The sequence below is a fragment of the Pseudomonas sp. R151218B TE3479 genome (genome assembly GCF_053629195.1).
In genome coordinates this window covers 1,859,250-1,877,498 of sequence record NZ_JBRJHV010000001.1, presented here as the reverse complement: position 1 = coordinate 1,877,498, position 18,249 = coordinate 1,859,250, and the positions used below count along the sequence as shown (strand labels likewise).

Here is an 18,249-nt window from a genome sequence, read left to right as displayed (position 1 = left end):
TTCCCTCCTTATCTTCTTGGAGTTTGGTTAGGTCGCCCGGTGACCTGACCACCGGGAATGAAACGCCGATGTGTTACCTTTCCTTCATCAACAATCCACTCAAATACACCGCCAACTCCGTTATTGCTGCCTTCAATTTGCCTCAATTCGGAAACCCTTACTACCTCACCGCCTGCACCTTTAGTTGGTATTTCAAACTTTGCAGCATCTCCTGCATAATTATCGATAATATCACTAAAACCATGCTGACCATCGGGAGACTTATTCGCACTACCAACTCTTGGTTTCCCTAGAACGGGGTTATCCCCCCCTTTAGGACCATCCCCAACAACCCCAACCTTAACCCCGGTTGTACCACCCTTCCCCCCAGCAGTCGAAGAGAACAAACCTCGGTCCGGACTCAATCCATCCGACGCAAGCTCCTCCAGAAAGGCAGCACCATCGCCTTTTTCGGTGCGCGTCTTCTCGATGATGCCGATGTTGATGGCACGCTCGTTACTTCGAGTAAGCTCCCAAAGTGCTGCCGAGCGATCGAGCCCGGCGCTTCTGCCGTCATGCAGCAACTTCTCATTGGCCGGAATCTCATCCACCAACTGCTTGGTCACTTGCAAACAAGCCGTCGGGTTCTGCTGGCAGTACTGGCCGAACTCTCTGTTCCGAGTCGCGTCGAGGTTGTTGTAGTGGTCCCTGACGGCTTGGCAATCCGCTGGGGAGGCACAGGTGTTGAGCTTCTGTTCTCTTTCGAGCAGCTCTGCATGGAACAGGTAGTTAAAGGTGGTCGCTTTCTCGGCGATCTTCGAGCCTGTCTCCAGATCGCCATCGACCGCCGCCGCTGCCAGCAGCCCCGTCAGTTGCGACAGCATCAGCTGCAGATGCTCGTTTCCATCCGCAACTTTGACCATGCCGGGAATCAGCGCTTCATTCAAACCGGCGGCTACTGCACCCGTCTTGAAATCACTCCCCGTCAGCTCAGCCAGCAGGCCACCCATGATCGCGTGGGCAACAATTTTCTGTGGGCCGCCATTCGAGAACTTGATGTTGTCGCCCACCCAGTTGAAGCCGGTCGCCATCGCCACGTTGCCGGCCTCACCCAGCAGGGCAGCATTGAAGTTGCTGCTAAAGCTACCGCCGCCGATCGCGGTGGAGATACTGCTGGAGATCACTGCTCGCCCAGTTGTGCGGATTGCCGTGTCAGTCGCGTTACTCCAACGGAAGATATCCTTGGAGGAATTACTGGCGCTCGTTGCCGAGCCTGCGGAACCTGAGGAACCTGCCGACGGCTCGACGCCTTGAGTGGTAGTGCTGGCGCTGTCGGAACTGGCAAACCAGTTTTTGTCCGCATAATCCAAAACACCGGCGGTGAAACCGGCAATGGCCGCACTCTTCAGGCTATCGGCGCTGACTGTTTCCTTCAGCGCAAGACCCAGATTGCCTTTGTTATCGATGGTGCTGGTGACCGCTGTGGTGCTGAGGCTAGTGGCGACCGCAAGGTTGGCGCCCGATAACCCGAAACCTGCCGGGCCCATGATGAACGACATCAGGATCGCGATGGCAATCTTGGCACCAGCGCCCAGGCCGGAGTTCTCATACTTGAAGCTGTCGTGGATTTCTTTTACCTGGCGCCAATCGATGTCGCCCCGGGCCTCAGCCTGTTTCATCCAGGCGAGATCCGGTTCAGCCTTCACCATCGCATCGATGGTCTGGCTGACGCTCTGCTGATCGACTTGCTTGACGTCGATGCGTAGTCCATCGACGGCCTTGATTACCAACTTGCCTTGGGCAACCAAAGCACTCTGTCGCAGAGTTTCGTCGGTCCGTCCCTCGCCTTTCATCTTGTACCAGGACAGGTCGCTTTTACTCTTGGTATGGCTCTCGTCGTGGAGGTCCTTGACCCCTTCGAAGGTGATGCGCCCACCGCTGTCGATGATCAAGGCGTTGCCGCTTTGCAGCTTCGCCACTTGATAAGTCTGATCACCACCGCTGACCAGTATCAGGTCGCCTCCGGTGGTGATTTCACTCCCGACATGGGTGAGTTGAGTCACCTCGTCTCGCCGTGCGGCTTTACTGCCCCAGCTCCCCTTCTTTTTCATGTCATACAACGAGTAATCACGATTCTGCTCAGCCAGCAGACTCAACTGTTTACCCGCCACCAAGTAGGCTTCGTTACCCGCCGCAATCTTGCTCGCAACCATCAACAGATCATTGCGTGCACCAACCCTTACATCACCTCCAGCCGTGAGCGTGGTCGCCTGCTGCGAGACATGGTCTTCTTCCTTGTTGATCTTCTTGCCGCTGCGCTTGTAGCGGTATTCGCTGGAGTCCTGGTTAGCCGCCGAGATCAGGGCGACATCGTTGCCGCTCAGGTTGATGTCGCCTTTGGCCCCGAGATGGCTGGCGACCACGGTCAGGTTGTTGCCAGCAGTGGCATTCAGGTCGCCGCCTGCCTGCACTTCACTGGCATGCTGTACGGTCTGGCTCTGCTCCCAGAAGTGACGTTTGTCCTTACGCATCGAGCCGCTTTCTTCGCGGGCCGCGGAGATGACGATGTCTTTTCCTGCGCGCAAATCAACGTCATTGCCCGCCGTAATGGCGCCGCCCACGTTCAATAGATCGCCGGCTGCCTGAACGCTGACGTTGTTGCCAGCCTCGATGCGCGCCGCATTGTCGACCACCGAGGTTTTCGAACTGAAACCGTTGCCACTGTTCTCGATCGTGGTAATGGTCCGGTCATTGCGGATGTCACCGGTCAACGTCGACAGCTCGACATCCTTGCCCTTGAGGATGCCGCCTTGCATGTTGACCAGGTCTTTGCCGGCGACCAGCTTGAGCCGCTCGCCCGCCTCGGCCAGGCGCGTGTTGAGCAGATTGTTTCCTGCCGCCGCCGAGAGGTTCTCGCTGGCACGCAGCGTCCCGGCGTTCTTCAGGTCGGTGCCCGCAATCAGAGTGAGGTTCTTGCCCTGGATCAGCGCACCATCGGCCGTCAACCGGTTGTTGGCCTGTGCCAGGTAGAGCACCGGCACCAAGACATGTTGACCATTGACGACCTGATCTTCCATCCAGACGATGTCGTGGGTCAGTGCGGCGACTTGCTGCGAAGTCAGGGTCACGCCAACGGCCAGGTCCAGAGCATCCTTGCTGGCGATGGCGTTGTTCATCAGGTACTTGAACATGCCTTCATCGCTGGTCTGTCCGGCAATGAAACGCTGCCCAGTGCGGGCCAGCACCGCTTGTTGAATCAGGCGTTGCTCGTACAAGCCATCGCCCAGGCGCCTCCAGCTGGTGTCGGGGTCATAACCCAGGTTGCCCAACAGGTAGTCCGAGCTCATGAACTGCTTGAGGTCGGTCAGCGCGGGGTTGGTTTCAATCAGATACTTGGGGCCGGTGATCACCCGGCTTGCATCCGAGCCCTGCACAGTGGCCCGGCTCTGGTCGTGGCTGTCTTGCGCTGCGGCCGCGCTGTCGACGACACGGAACAAGCCATTTTCGCCCGTCGGCAGGGTGAACCCGGGCATGGTGGTCGGGTTGACTTGTTGTTGGGCCAGATCAGGCGGCAGCTGCGGGTTGAGCACCACAACCGCTGGCTGTGCGGCGTTGGCAACATCGGTTGCCGCTGATTTTGCCGTGCCCGCCAGGGGCGCCTGGAACTGCACGACACTGCTGTTCGCCAGCTGCTGCGTAGCCTGGATGCTGATGTTGCCGCCCGACTGAACAACCGCCGGTGCCAGCGACGTCCCTGGCGTCACGATCGTGATATCACCGACCTGACGGAAGCTGTTGAGCGCGTCGACGGGAACTTGTTTCGGGTTGCCCTGGGCGTTGTAGGGGGCGATGAACCTGTTCCGGAAACGCTCGTCGGTTCCGTCGGTGACCCTGCCGGTGTTCCAGGTCCGCGTTCTGACGCTGGTGCCGGAAGCAGCGCCAATGTTGGCAAAATTGTCTGCCGTGATCTGCAGGTCGGCAGCCGAGGCCATCACGCTGTATTGGTTGGTCACCGCAGAGCCATCAACGGTCAGTTTCGCCCCACTCATCAGGGTGGCACTGGCCGAGTCTTCAAGCACTACGCTCTGGTAGGTTTCATTGGCTATGTAGTCGACGTTGTGATGATCGCCGCCGCAGTCATAGCATTTGACACTGATGGAGCCTGACACCAGCTCATCGGTGGTGGTAAAGACGTCCTTGCGATTGATCAGGGTGTCGCTGCGCAGCGACATATCCTTCGCCGACTCGAGGGTGCCGGAGATGTTCTCCAGCAGCACGCTGCGAGCGACGCCATCTCGTGCCGCAACATTAAGTGCCCCCAGGCTGTAGACGTCCGCGCGATAGTTGGTGAAGCGGTTGAAACGCAGGGCCATGTCCGCGCCGCTGAAGATCAGGCCGCGATCGTTGCGGGCCTCATTGGCAACCAGTTCGACGGTGTCGGCGCCACCCAACGTGCCTGTATTGACCAGGCTCGTGGCGGCCAGAGAGAACTTGCCGCCGCCGGTGATCCGTCCGGCATTGTTCAATGCACCGAGACTGGTGACGGTGGTAGCGCCACCGCCAGCCAGGCGCGAACCGCTGGATAGGTCGAGGCTGGCGGCGCTCAAATCGAATTTATTGACACCGCTGACACGGCTGTTTTCGGTACCGACATAAGCGCCGGTCAGTTGCAGATCCAAATCAGCGTCGCTGCTGATGGTACCCGCGTTGTTCCAGGTACCGCCCGTGGCCAGCAAGCTTTGCACCGCAATCAACTTGCCGGTGCTGGTCTGATTGAGCTGGCCCACCTTCAGGTTCAGGACATTGGCTTGGATAGCCGAGCTGTTGTCCCAACGCGCCGCGTCGACAGCCAGGGTGCCCGAGGTCATCAGGCTGCCGCCGATGTTGCTGAACCTGGCGAGGTCCACAGCTAAAGTGCCGGTGCCCACATGACGAACGTTGCCGCCAGCATTCTTGAAGCCTGCCATTTGCAAGGACAGGTCCTGGGTGGCCGCTTCAATGACGCCGCTCTGGTTGTCCAGCAGTTGGTCAACCGTGAGGGTCGCGGCCCCCAACTTGCCTACTGAGCGCAATTTGCCGCCCTGGTTGTCAATCGACGCGGCGCCGATCAGCAGGCCATTGGCGCCCTCCACCAGGCCGTCCTGGTTGGTCAGTGCGCCGGTCAGACCGAAATCAATAGTGTCCGCCGCAACCCGTCCGCCGCTGTTATCCAAGTCATGGGCACGTACCGTCAGAGCCTGTTTGGCAAGCACTGCGCCGCTGCGGTTTTCGAGTGTGGCAGTAGTGATTTCAGCGGTCCCGGACAAGGCCGACACCTGCCCGCCATTGTTGAACACCGCTTGCTCTGCACCGACTTTGACGGACTGCGCCTGGATCAATCCGGCATCGCCGCCTACGGTGAGCGACTTGCCGTTGTTCAGGACCTTGTCGAGGGTGGTTTTCAGCCAGCCATCGACACTTGCCAAGACGCCACCACGGTTATCGAGGCTGCTCGCCTCGACATCCACATTCCCGGCCTGGGTGATGACACTGCCATCCTGGTTGACGAGATCGCCAGTGATATCGACTATCAGGTCTCCTTGGCTGAGCAGACTGCCATTGGCGTTATCGACAGCACCACCACTGATCGTCAGGCCCTGCTTGGTGCTGATAATCGCCTTGCCGGTATTGAACAGCTGTTGGTGAGCCGTCAGGCTCATGGCCTTGACCGAGGCAATATAGCCATCGTCGCCGTTGCGGATGCTGTCTGCGGTCAGGGTCAATTTCCCCTGGCTAACCAACTTGCCGTCCTGTTGATTGAAGCTTTTCAGGGTCGCAACGAGATCACCCTGGCTGGTGATTTGACCTCCGCTATTTTCAGCATCGCCGCCTCCAAGGGTTAGTGCAGCGTCGGACGCTATTTTGCCGCCGCTGTTATCCAAGGTTTTCGCTTCGAGCTTCAGAAGGTTGTTACTGCTGATGACGCCTGCGCTGTTTTTTAGCGTCCCGGCGACCAGGGTTTGCTCGCCGTCGCTGGCGATGATCCCTTTATCACGGTTATCCAACGTTCCAGTGGCCAGCGCTTGAATTTTGCCTTGGCTAACCAGCGTGCCGGCGCGGTTGTCGATGGCCTTGCTGTCGAGCGTCAGGGTCTTGCCGGCGGAAAAAGTGCCGCCGCGATTGTCGAGGGTCTGCGTGGTCGTGGCTTTCAGGTCGCGACTGGCGATGACGCTCTGCCCGCGGTTGTCGATACTCGCCGCGGTCAGCACCACGTCGCCCATCTGGTTGCGGGTGTTATCGACGTTGACACCCGCTTCGATGATGCCAAGGTTGTTGAGCTGGCCGTCAGTGGTCAGCGTGACATTCTCGCGCGCGGCGATGGCTTGTTGGTTGCTGAGGGTGCCCTGGGTCGTCGCCTGGACACGGCTACCGGCATAGATCGTCCCTTGGGCGTCCAGGCTCTGAGCCTTGATCTCGACGGCGCCTGCCGCCGTGGTTTGCGCCAAACTCAAATGCCCATTGGCATCCAGCTGGATATCCCCCCCACTGGCGACCATCTTGCCGTCCAGCTTCACCCCGACTCCGGCCTCGGTACCCACCAGCTTGATCGCCCCGGCGTACATACCACCCAAGGCCGAGGAATCGATGGCCAATTCAGGTTTGGCACTGCCGTCGTCGGCGCGGGCGGTGGCATTCAGGGTGCCTGCATTAACGTCATTGCGCCCGGCCACGATGGTCAGGTTTTTCGCCTGAATCTCAGCGTTGATCTTGGCGCTGCGGGTGATGATTTCGAAGCGGTCGACGTTGTTCGCGTTCAGGCCTGCGCCTTCAATCGCAACGCTGCCCTGGTCCACCTGATAGCGACCCACCTGGCCGTTTTCGATGATCGGCTTGCCGGTGGTCAGGGTCGCCTTTGGGGTATTGATGAAACCGCAGCCGTTACAGCTGATGCCATAAGGGTTGGCGACGATGACGTGGGCCGACTGCCCCGCCACTTCGGTATAGCCGCGCAGTTGGCTGGGGTTGCCGCCGTTGACTTCGTTGAGGATGGTGGTGGCGGCCGTGCCCTGGAGGTTCGGGTTGCCGAGGATGATCCCACCCAGTTGCGTGGCCTGGGCCGGGTTGGTGGCGTTGTTGAGGATCACGCCATTGCTGCCGACGTTGTAGTCCTTGAACTGGTTGTGAGACAGCCCGCTGCCGTTGGGCTTGGCGATGTTGACCACCGGCACGCCGTTGCCGGCCTGGCCGAGGCTGGTGCCCGGGGCGCTGACCACGATGCCGCCCGCCTGGGCCCACATCGGTTGCCAGAACATGACGTTGGCCAACAGGAACGCCAGGCCACGCTTGGGCATGCCCCAGAAGGCGTCGCGGGTTTTCAGGGCAGCAGAAGGCTGGCGGGCCAGGAAGGCGTGTTGGCGGTCGTCCATGATCAGGTCTCGTTACAGCAGCGTTAAATAGATACATCCAAGCGGAAGTAGATCGGCGCTTCGCGCTCGGTCAGGGCATCCGGACGTTCCAGGGAATGGGCGAAGGTGACGCTGGCGTTCAGGTGCTCACCGCGGGCGAACAGCTCCAGCGAGTTGCTCGACATGCGCCCGTGCTGATCACCGTTGTAGCGATCGCCACGAATCACGCCCTGGTCATAACCGAGGCTGGTGCCATATTCGGCAAACACCGGGCGCAGCCACTCCATGGTCACCGGGCGGCTCCAGCGCAGGTCGTTGCGCCAGTAGCCGCCGCTGTCGCCGGACAGCGTCTGGTCCTTGTAGCCGCGAACCGACGACAGGCCGCCCAGGCTCATGCGCTGGGGGCTGAACAGCACGTCCTCGCTGCGCTGGCCGGTCATCAGGCTGCTGAAGCTGAAGGACTCGCCACCCAACATGAAGGGCTGCAAATAGCTGAGGGTGGCGGTGTACTTGCGATAACGCGCATCCGGCAGCCCAGGCCCCGGCTCATGATCGCCCTGGGCATCGAGGGCACCGATACCTTGTTGCAGGCCCAGGTCGAGGTTGACGAAGGCATTGCCGATCCGCCGGCCATGGTTGATGCCGAACTGCGCCTCGCTGATGCGATTGCTGCTTTCGGCAAGCTTGCTGTCTTCGATGAAATTGTTGGTGCGCAGGTACGAAAGGCCGGTGTTGAGGGAAGTCTTGCTCACGGCATCGCGATGGACCACCCGCTCCAGGCGCACCTGATGGTTCTGGCTGTCGCCGCTCTGCTTGAAATTGAAGCCGTTGGCCTGGCCCAGCGCGCGGTACTCGCTCTGGCTGTAGGTGTAGCTCAGGTTCCACCAGCCAAACGGCAGGTTGTAATAGAGCATGCCATTGCGTGAGGTTTTCTGATGGTCGCTGACGGCATCGTGGCCGCCGCGCAAGGCCAGCTGGTCAGCCAGGCCCAAGGGGCTGTCCCAATCCAGGGAAGCGCTCCATTGCTGCTCGCCGGTGCTTTTCTGCCCATCGTTATGCCGTGACAGGCCGGCGCGCCAGGGTTTCTGCGGGGTGTTGTCGACCCGCACTTCGCTGCCACCAATGTTCTGCCCGGGGGTCAGCGCCATTTGCGCACGGTTGGACGGCAAACGGTTCAGTTGATCGACCATCTGCTCCATCTCCCGCAGGTTGAGCAGATCGCCGGTTTTGCCGGGAAACGCCATCGCCAATTCACGGTCCGACAGCTGGCTGTTCTCGGCACCTTTCAGGCCTTCCAGGCGGCCCTCGACGACCAGCACTTGCAGGTGACCGCTGGACAGGTCCTGTTGCGGCAAATAGGCGCGACTGGTGACCAGGCCCTTTTCCAGGTAGTGATCGGTAATGACCTTGAGCAATTGGTTAAGCTGCGGTACGCCCAGGCACTGGTTGAGGAAAGGTTTGAGCAGGCGTTGGCGCTCGCCCTCGGACAACGCATCGGCGCCCTTGAGCTCGAAGGTCTTGATCGGGAAGCAACGGGTATCGACTGGTGCGGTCGGCTGGGCCGGCTTCGGGTCTTTGCCGGGCAGGTCCTTGAGCTCTTCCAGACGCCGACGCTGCTCTTCGAGCAGGCGATCCTGACGTTCACGGATCAGGTCCGTGTCGCCTGGGGTTGGCGCGGCGACGGCAATGTTCATCGCTAGAAAACACAGCGACGCAACCACTAGCCTCGTCCCTAAGGCAAATACGGACATGTTCGATCCCTCGATACAGAAATGACAGCAGGCACGCATGGCGATGCGCGCACACCAGACCCTGCATATCGCCTTCGGTTCAAGGGAGCGGAGATTTTCTACGTAAAAAAGAGACACGTCTCACAGACAGCGTCGACAATCACAATGAAAAAGCCCTTCTGCAAGGCCCGAGCGGGTCAGCGCCTTTGCGCCTTCCCGCTTGCGAATCAAGGCTTTTAACTCTGTTGCCAAGGCGGATGGGCGACTCCCCAGTGATCTCGCACAACAGCGCCGTCACGACGTTGCCTTCGACCCTGCCGCTCGCTTGCAGAAGGTCCGCCACCGCACACACGGCAGGCCAGTAACGATGCATCAGCCGGCTGCAACGAGCGATGGCCTGGGCTTGGGCGTCGAGCAGCTTGCGCGGTGGCAGCAGGCTGATCAGCTCGTGCCCCCGTTCCAGGTCACCCCGGCCGCTGCCCCTGATCAGCCGGTCGGACCTGCGGTGCCGGTAGACCGCCTCGGCCACTGGCCCGGCGAAGCAATGGAGCAGGTCACGCTCAATGGCATCGATCATTGAGGGCAGATATTCAGCGATCCCCGGCGCGTCGAAGGCCGGGCGCGAAACAAGGTAGTCGGCTTCGACCAACCCTTCTGCGTACTGCGGGTTGCCGCGCAGGTCGAACAGAGGCCCCGCGCAGGCTTCGACCTTGGTGCGCACGCTGATGCGCTTTATAGGTAGCCCATTCCACCAGAAGGCCAGGGCATGACCCGCTTCGTGGAAGGCCGTGCTGCGCGGGCATTTGTTCATGATGGGGTCCGTCACGGCAGGCGCCGTTCCTATCATCTGCCTCCCCCCCGGGCGCCGATAAAAGATTACTCCTATCGACCGTTAATACTGCGCCTATTAGCTATCTGGCAAAGGGGGACTAGCCTGAATTCAGGCTGGTGCAATCCGGCCCGTGAAACCTGACAAGAGATAGGAAGCGTTCAGAAACGTACTGGGCTTGCCGTGGGCCATCGTATTGGCATTTAGACGTTGCCGCGTGGCCGAACATGATCAGTTGAGTGAACTGTGAGCCCTGCGCCCTGTGTCATTTATTTCGCCTGTCGCTATTCGAAGCCCCCGCCGGGCTGGATAGCTGGATGAATACGACCAAAGGTAGCTTCTCATGGCAAACGAATCGAAATGCCCATTCAATCACGCCGCTGGCGGTGGCACGACGAACCGCGACTGGTGGCCGAATCAACTGAATCTGAAGATCCTGCACCAGCACTCCTCGCTGTCCGACCCGATGGGCGAGGATTTCAACTATGCCGAAGCCTTCAAGCGCCTGGACTTCCAGGCCTTGAAACAAGACCTGCATGCGCTGATGACCGACTCGCAAGACTGGTGGCCGGCGGACTTCGGCCACTATGGGCCGCTCTTTGTCCGTATGGCCTGGCACAGTGCAGGCACCTACCGCACCGGTGATGGGCGCGGTGGCGCGGGTTCCGGCCAGCAGCGGTTTGCACCGCTCAACAGCTGGCCCGACAACGTCAGCCTCGACAAGGCCCGTCGGCTGCTGTGGCCGATCAAGCAGAAGTACGGTCGCAACATCTCCTGGGCCGACCTGATCGTCCTCACCGGCAACGTCGCGCTGGAGTCCATGGGCTTCAAGACCTTCGGCTTTTCCGGTGGTCGTGCCGATGTCTGGGAGCCGGATGAAGACGTCTACTGGGGTTCCGAAAACAAATGGCTGGGGGGCGATGTTCGCTACGGCAAGCCCGACAAAGCCGCCATGCAGGAGCCCGGCGAAGGCCAATTGGTGGCCGAACCCGGCAACGAAGAAAGCCGCACTGACGAAGGGCGCCACCTGGAGAACCCGCTGGCCGCCGTGCAGATGGGGCTGATCTACGTCAACCCGGAAGGCCCCGAGGGCCAGCCGGACCCGGTCGCCGCCGGGCTGGATATTCGCGAAACCTTCGGCCGCATGGCGATGAACGACGAAGAAACCGTGGCACTGATTGCTGGCGGCCACGCCTTCGGCAAGACCCACGGCGCCGGGCCTGCGGACAATGTCGGCGCCGAGCCCGAAGCCGCTGGCCTGGAGCTGCAAGGCCTGGGCTGGAAGAGCACCTTCGGCACCGGCAAGGGGCCCGATACCATCACCAGTGGCCTGGAAGTCACCTGGACCACCACGCCCACCCGCTGGAGCAACAACTACCTGGAGAACCTGTTCGGCTTCGAATGGGAACTGACCAAGAGCCCGGCAGGCGCGCATCAATGGACGCCGAAAAACGGCGCAGGCGCGGGCATCATCCCCGATGCCCATGACCCGGCCAAACGGCGCAATCCAACGATGCTGACCACCGACCTGGCGCTGCGCTTCGACCCGATCTACGAGAAAATCTCCCGGCGCTTCCTGGAAAACCCGGAGCAGTTGTCCGACGCCTTTGCCCGCGCCTGGTTCAAGCTGATCCACCGTGACATGGGCCCGCTCTCACGCTACCTCGGCCCGGAACTGCCCAACGAAGAACTGTTGTGGCAAGACCCTATCCCGACGGTCGACCATCCGCTGGTCAACGACAGCGACATCGCCGCCCTCAAAGGCAAGCTGCTGGGCTCGGGCCTCACGGTTTCACAGCTGGTGTCCACGGCGTGGGCCGCGGCCTCCACCTTCCGTGGTTCCGACAAACGCGGCGGTGCCAACGGTGGCCGCCTGCGCCTGGCCCCGCAGAAGGATTGGCCAGCCAACCAGCCAGAACAACTGGCCCAAGTGCTGGCGACCCTGGAGAGGGTTCGGAGCGAGTTCAACGCCGCCCAAGTCGACGGCAAGAAAATCTCCCTGGCGGACCTGATCGTGCTGGCCGGCAGCGCCGGTATTGAACAGGCCGCGAAAAATGCCGGGCTCAGCGTGACGGTACCGTTCACGCCAGGACGCATGGACGCGAGCCAGGAGCAGACGGACGTCGAGTCGTTCGGTTTTCTCGAGCCCATCGCCGATGGTTTCCGCAACTACCTCAAGGGCCGGTATCGCGTGTCCGCCGAGGCGCTGCTGATCGACAAGGCACAACTGCTGACCCTCACCGCCCCGCAAATGACGGCATTGATTGGCGGCCTGCGGGTACTGGATACCAACGTCGGCCACACTGCGCACGGTGTCTTTACCCAACGGCCAGGGACGTTGAGCAACGACTTTTTCGTCAACCTGCTCGACATGGGTGTGGAATGGAAAGCCCTTTCCGACACCCAGGAAACCTTCGAAGCTCGCGACCGCAAGACCGGCCAGGTCAAATGGACCGGCACTCGCGTTGACCTGGTCTTCGGCTCCAACGCGCAGCTACGGGCCCTGGCCGAAGTCTATGCCAGCCCGGATGCCCAGGAGCAGTTCGTCAAGGACTTCATCGCGGCGTGGGTCAAGGTGATGAACCTGGATCGGTTCGATGTGCGGTGAGAAGGATCCAAGCCCATGAGGTCGTGACAAGGACGCGGCCTCATGAACTTTTCTTCACCCCACGCCTGCGTGGGATTGGGTAAAGTCCCCTCGCTCATTCAAGAAACTAAGGTTTTAGCCCGCGCTCCCAGCGGGCTTTTTTTTGCCTGGAATTCAGCGAAACCGCGATATCCGGAAAAAATCTTTCAGATCCAGCCCCCGCCGCCGATAAAGCCCTGCACACGTTTTTGCTGGCTCTTAACAACAACAATCTTCCAGCGTACTGACGATCAAGCAGCACAACGTTCCTGGAGGAATTTGATGAATAGCTGGTTTGGCAACATTAGCGTCAACATGAAATTGGGCCTGGGCTTCGGCCTGGTGCTGGTACTGACCTGCCTGCTGGCCCTGACCAGTTGGACCAGCCTGGGCGGCCTGATCCAGCGCAGCAACTGGATGAGCGACATCACTCAGCTCAACGCCGGCCTGACCAAACTTCGCGTCACCCGCCTGCAATACATGCTGACCAATGGCGACGAAACCGCCGCACAAAATGTGCAGACCACCCTCGATGGTTTCGTGGCGCAACAGAATGCCCTGCTCAGCAGCTTCAAGAGCCCGGCAAACGTCAAGCTGCTCAAGGAGCAGAGCGCGGTCATCAGTGCCTATCAGGTTTCCCTGAACAAAATGCGCAGCGCCTACCGCACCGGCAACAGCGCCCGCGACGCCATGGGCGCGAACGCCGAGGTCGCCTACAAGCTGATCGAGGCCATCGACGCCGACGTGCGGCACATGGCCCTCAGCGATGAACGTTTCGCCCAGTTCCAGGCCATCACCGAGGCCAAGCAGGCCTTCATGCTGGCCCGCTATGAAGTGCGCGGCTACACCGCCAACAGCAACGCCGACACCGAACGCAAGGCCATCGCTCAACTGGACGCCGCCATCGCTTCGCTCAAGCCGCTGAATGAACATTTCTCCAGCAGCCGCCAGGATGAACTGCGCCAGTTGGAAAACGCCCTGACCCAGTACCGCAGCGCCGTGCAGGCCTTCAAGCTGGCCACCGCCGATGTGGTCCAGGCCCGCAAGGAAATGACCGACCAGGGCACGACCATCGTGGCCTTGAGCGAGCAGCTGTACCAGATCCAACTCGACCGCCGCGACGCTGAAAGCGCCGAGGCCCGCACCCTGCAACTGATCAGCACCTTGCTGGCATTGCTGATGGGCGTCATTGCCGCGGTGATTATCACGCGCCAGATCACCGGCCCGCTGCGCGAAACCCTGGCCGTGGTCGAACGCATTGCCAGTGGCGACCTGTCGCAGAATGTCATCGTCACCCGCCGTGACGAACTGGGCGTGCTGCAACAAGGCATCGCACGCATGGGCGTGACCCTGCGTGACCTGATCAGCGGCATCCGCGATGGCGTGACCCAGATCGCCAGCGCCGCCGAAGAGTTGTCCGCCGTGACCGAGCAGACCAGCGCCGGGGTCAACAGCCAGAAAGTCGAGACCGACCAGGTCGCGACCGCCATGCACGAGATGACCGCCACGGTCCAGGAAGTGGCACGCAACGCCGAAGAAGCCTCCCAGGCAGCCGCCGCCGCGGATGGCGAAGCCCGTGCCGGTGACAAGGTGGTCAGCGAAGCCATCGCCCAGATCGAACGCCTGGCCAGCGAAGTGGTGCGTTCCACCGACGCCATGACCGTGCTGCAACAGGAAAGCGACAAGATCGGCAGCGTCATGGACGTGATCAAGGCCGTGGCCGAGCAGACCAACCTGTTGGCGCTCAACGCGGCCATCGAAGCGGCCCGCGCCGGTGAAGCCGGGCGTGGTTTCGCCGTGGTGGCCGACGAAGTCCGCGGCCTGGCCCAACGCACACAGAAATCCACCGAGGAAATCGAAGGTCTGGTGGCCGGCCTGCAGAACGGCACCCAGCAAGTGGCCGCCGTGATGAACAACAGCCGCAGCCTCACCGACAGCAGCGTGGCCCTGACGCGCAAGGCTGGGGAATCCCTGGGAAACATCACCCGCACGGTGTCGAACATCCAGTCGATGAACCAGCAGATCGCCGCCGCTGCCGAGCAGCAAAGCGCCGTGGCCGAGGAGATCAGCCGCAGCATCATCAACGTGCGCGACGTCTCCGAACAGACCGCCGCCGCCAGCGAAGAAACCGCCGCCTCCAGCGTGGAGCTGGCGCGACTGGGTAATCAGCTGCAGATGATGGTCAGCCACTTCAGGGTTTGATCATGGACAACGCCCGGTTCCGATGGGATACGGGCGTTTTGGATGAAACACTCTTCAAACGTTCCAGGGGTTGATGACTTCAACCCCTGAGAACTCGAAGTCTCTGGTGTTGCGAGTTGCAATCAGCGCCCCGTGAGTACGGCAGATAGCGGCAATCTGTGCATCAGCCATGCCTGCCGTCCTCCCTTTCGCCTCGCATGACGCGACGAGGGTCGCGTACTCAACCGCCGCATGGGCATCGAAAGGCAGGATCCTGCCAGCAAAATCCTCTTCGAACATTGCCATTGCATGGGCTTCAAGCCTTTGCTTGCGCTTGCCGGAAGGTAGCCGGGCGACACCATGAAGAATTTCCGCCACGGTAACAGCGCAAATGACCAGTTCCATTGCAGGCTGCAAATCAACCCAGGCCAGGACACTGGCGTTCGGCTCTGCACGCATGAACTCTGAAATCACGTTGGTATCGAGCACTATCATTCAGATAAATCCGCCGCATTGGCCTTTTCGTCACGCGCAGGCAGATCCAGCTCCACACCGCCCAGGGCACTGAATCTGTTTCGAATGCGACTCCCCAATCCACCTTCAGGACTCACTCTTGCCAAGGCACGCCCTAAAATCAGCCGGGCCTCTTCCTCCATGGAGTGGCCGTTATGGGCTGCCGCGATACGCAGTTGTTCCTTTATTTGATCGTCCAGGTTTCGAATAGTGAGGCTGGCCATAAAACACCTGCAATCAATGAAATCATTGATTGCAAGCTAGTTTAAAGCGCTCAACTTGTCTAGCGGCCACTCACCCGTCAGCCCCCAGGGACCATCGGGAATCAAAAACCGCCCCACGTATCGCCCTTTCGTACACATCTTCCCCTGACGTCCTACCGTTTTTTTCTGCGTGCTCCTGTACGGTTTTCTTGAAACGCACATTCCGTTCGAACAGGAGATAGACCCCACATGGACGTTAGCAACGACTCGCTGCTGCACCGGCTCGTCGCCTTCCCTGACGGCACGAACACTGCAAAGACCCATTTCAGAACAGCACTGCAGGGCATGGGTGTGGCGTCGGTATTCGACATCGTGCGCATGGACAAAGCGCAGTTTGCCCTCGAACTCGCCAAGCACAGCGACGCGGATGCAGGACGGGTTTACGACAGCGCTGTGAGTTATGCCGGACAAATCAGCCGCCTGTACCAGGAGCACCGCGTATCACCCAGAAAGGACACCCAGCCAAGCTTCCGGTACAGCCCGGATTCGGATTCAACGCCAGCGTCCTCCGGCTATCAGGCACTCTTCGAAGAAAACTGGGATCAGTTCTGTGACGAAGGCGACATCGCCGCCATCGACTCACCGGTGGCGTATCTGCGCGCCCTGTACCTGTTCGCCCGGCAATTGGAGCAGCTACCAACCCCTGTACAAGCCGCCAGGATCACCCTGGAGGAGCGGCGCCCGGACCTCGGCAAGCTGATGCTCGACCGACAGAGCGCCTTCGCCACACGCCCGATGCTCGACATCATCAACGACACCCTGCGCAGCAACATCGCGGCGCACCTGGCCAGTACCGGCAGGAACGAGACCGTCCAACAGGTGCTGGCCGGCGAGCACTATCCCTTCTCGCTGCCCTATGACCTGCATCACCACCAATGTCGGCTTGGCTTGGGCGCAGGCAAACCCGCGCTGGGCGAGCTGAACTATCGGATCAGCCTGCAATTGCCATTTTCACGAGGCCCCTCGACGTACGGGCGCGTCATGACGTCTCATGTCGATGCCCAAAAGCTGTTGTCCGGTCTCAGCCCGGAACAACAGAACCTGCTGCTCGCGCCAAGCGCTTCAAGCGCCAGGCCTGACGCTCTGAAGAAAAGCTATGGCACCCAGGACATCACACGCCTGGATCAGCTCGATTTTTTCCAGGAACGCACCGGGCTGACGACGGACCAGGTGGAACAATTCCTGGCGCAAGGCCGCTACAGCCCTCGCAGCTCGATCAACAGCCCAGACGCAACACAGAGCGCTTATGGCGCCGGCTACATCAACGGGTCGGAAAGTACTCCCCCCCTGCGCATCGAAACCCAAGGGGCGTCGCGCGTCTTCATGCACTATTCCGATGAACGTTTCGACCGTCTCCAGCGCATGATCCGCCTGCATCGCTGGACCGGTATCCCCGTGGCCGAACTGGATACGCTGATCGTCAATGCCCTGCGATCCGAGGGGAGCGACACGCTCAGTGCCAACACGTTGCGCACCCTTGGCGTCTACCGGTACCTGAACCGACGTCATGGCATCGAGCCTGAAGAGTTTGCTTCTTTGCTGCACGACATGCCGGTTGAAGCCTGCGGGGAACGAGTCCCGTTGTTCGATCAGGTGTTCAATCGCACCCGCTTGCTTGAAAACCCCGTGTGGCAATACCCCAAGAAACGACTGGCCGTCACCGACCTGCAAACCTTCAGCTACTTGAGTGCCGGCCTCGGATTGCCCATGACCCAGGACGCGTTGCTATTGCTTGCGCAACAGAGCGAACAATACCTGCCGGGGTTGGAACACGACCTTCCCACGGTTTCATCCCTCTACCGCCAGGCCCGCATCGCCCGGATGCTGGGCCTATCGCCACTGGAGTGCGCCAAGCTGGCCCGACTATTGGGAGGGGACGATTACGGCAAGGCGCTGGTGACCGGGCAACTGTCTCCCCCGGCATCCTCGACGCCCGACATTCTCGACGTACTGGTGGCCCTGGATTGGGCCGTCGACTGGCTCAGGCAAAACGGGCTCGATGTGCTGCAGTGGTGTCGTCTGTTCGCTGAACCAGAAGCGGGCTTGCCGCTGAGCCAGAACCTGAAACAACGCCTGGCGAAACTTCGAGCGGACACCGGGCACGACCCTCAGCACCTGATTGAAACCCTGCTGCATGACATTGCCGACCTTTCGAGCGAGTTCGTTCCCCACGTGATGCAGATGGCCGACACCGATGCCGAAACGCTCGTCGCGGCCATCAAGGCTGCCCCGGGCATCATGCCGCAGGCGCTGGCAAAAGTGCTTCGCACCGCCGAGGCTTGCCAGCATCTGCACCTGGGCAGCAGCACGCTGAAAGCCTTGATGGAAAACCCGACATGGCTGGCCTCGGACACTTCCAGAGCCCTCACGCCCCAGACGCTGTATCTGCTCGAGCGCTTCAGTCATTGCGCCCGTCACCAGGCGCAGTCGGAAGAAAACCTGCTGCACTACCTGCACGTCGCCAACCAGGACGGCCAGCAGACGGAAAAAGAAGTCAACAGCCTGCTGGCCAGCCTCCTGAACTGGAACAGCAGAGAAGTGCAACGCCTCACGGCGCAACTGGAACCGCGACGTGCGACGTCAATGGAAGCGGTGGACTGGGTCATGCGCTGCCAGGCGTGCTGCGTCAGCACAGGGTTGTCGGCAGAGCTGCTGCTCAAGGCAACCGCACTGAACACCCACAGCCCTGCATCGGATTGGAAAACCGTCGGCGAAGCGCTGATCGCGGCCAGCCATTGACCAC

At 60.7% G+C, this 18,249-nt stretch carries 8 protein-coding genes and 1 pseudogene; 4 read left to right on the top strand and 5 right to left on the bottom strand.

The genetic code is table 11. From position 1 onward, the window contains the following. Nucleotides 1–8: 8 nt before the first annotated feature. The 3 genes from AB7M32_RS08260 to AB7M32_RS08250 form a co-directional block, all read right to left on the bottom strand. Nucleotides 9–7,385 (bottom strand): two-partner secretion domain-containing protein, encoded by a 7,377-nt coding sequence (locus tag AB7M32_RS08260; protein WP_454249627.1) that lies wholly within the window; start codon nucleotides 7,383–7,385, stop codon nucleotides 9–11. A gap of 23 nt (nucleotides 7,386–7,408) precedes the next feature. After that, nucleotides 7,409–9,115 (bottom strand): ShlB/FhaC/HecB family hemolysin secretion/activation protein, encoded by a 1,707-nt coding sequence (locus AB7M32_RS08255; protein WP_454249626.1) that lies wholly within the window; start codon nucleotides 9,113–9,115, stop codon nucleotides 7,409–7,411. 139 nt (nucleotides 9,116–9,254) lie between these two features. After that, entirely contained in the window at nucleotides 9,255–9,905 is a 651-nt protein-coding gene (locus tag AB7M32_RS08250) for a hypothetical protein (RefSeq protein ID WP_454249625.1), read from the bottom strand. A 361-nt stretch (nucleotides 9,906–10,266) separates the two neighbouring features. On the opposite strand from AB7M32_RS08250, the gene katG reads away from it, so the two are divergent. The 3 genes and pseudogenes from katG to AB7M32_RS08235 all read left to right on the top strand — a co-directional run bounded on the left by katG (nucleotide 10,267) and on the right by AB7M32_RS08235 (nucleotide 14,751). Next, nucleotides 10,267–12,531: a catalase/peroxidase HPI gene (katG, locus tag AB7M32_RS08245; protein WP_454249624.1), complete on the top strand. Its 2,265-nt coding sequence runs from the start codon at nucleotides 10,267–10,269 to the stop codon at nucleotides 12,529–12,531. Between the two features lie 42 nt (nucleotides 12,532–12,573). Then, a pseudogene (locus AB7M32_RS08240) lies at nucleotides 12,574–13,845 on the top strand (methyl-accepting chemotaxis protein); the annotation flags it as partial. Between the two features lie 42 nt (nucleotides 13,846–13,887). Further along, nucleotides 13,888–14,751, top strand: coding sequence for a methyl-accepting chemotaxis protein (locus tag AB7M32_RS08235; protein ID WP_371857826.1), 864 nt, complete (start codon nucleotides 13,888–13,890; stop codon nucleotides 14,749–14,751). A 54-nt stretch (nucleotides 14,752–14,805) separates the two neighbouring features. Here AB7M32_RS08235 and AB7M32_RS08230 read toward each other — a convergent pair whose 3' ends face one another. Continuing rightward, on the bottom strand, nucleotides 14,806–15,225 hold the full coding sequence (locus AB7M32_RS08230) for a PIN domain-containing protein (protein WP_454249623.1): 420 nt from the start codon (nucleotides 15,223–15,225) through the stop codon (nucleotides 14,806–14,808). Further along, nucleotides 15,222–15,467 carry a FitA-like ribbon-helix-helix domain-containing protein gene (locus AB7M32_RS08225; RefSeq protein WP_060739269.1) on the bottom strand — a complete coding sequence of 82 codons (246 nt, stop codon included), beginning with the start codon at nucleotides 15,465–15,467 and terminating at the stop codon, nucleotides 15,222–15,224. The genes AB7M32_RS08230 and AB7M32_RS08225 overlap by 4 nt, the downstream gene beginning before the upstream one ends. Before the next feature lie 228 nt (nucleotides 15,468–15,695). On the opposite strand from AB7M32_RS08225, the gene AB7M32_RS08220 reads away from it, so the two are divergent. Next, nucleotides 15,696–18,245, top strand: coding sequence for a Tc toxin subunit A (locus AB7M32_RS08220; RefSeq protein ID WP_454249622.1), 2,550 nt, complete (start codon nucleotides 15,696–15,698; stop codon nucleotides 18,243–18,245). The last annotated feature ends 4 nt before the right edge of the window (nucleotides 18,246–18,249 follow it).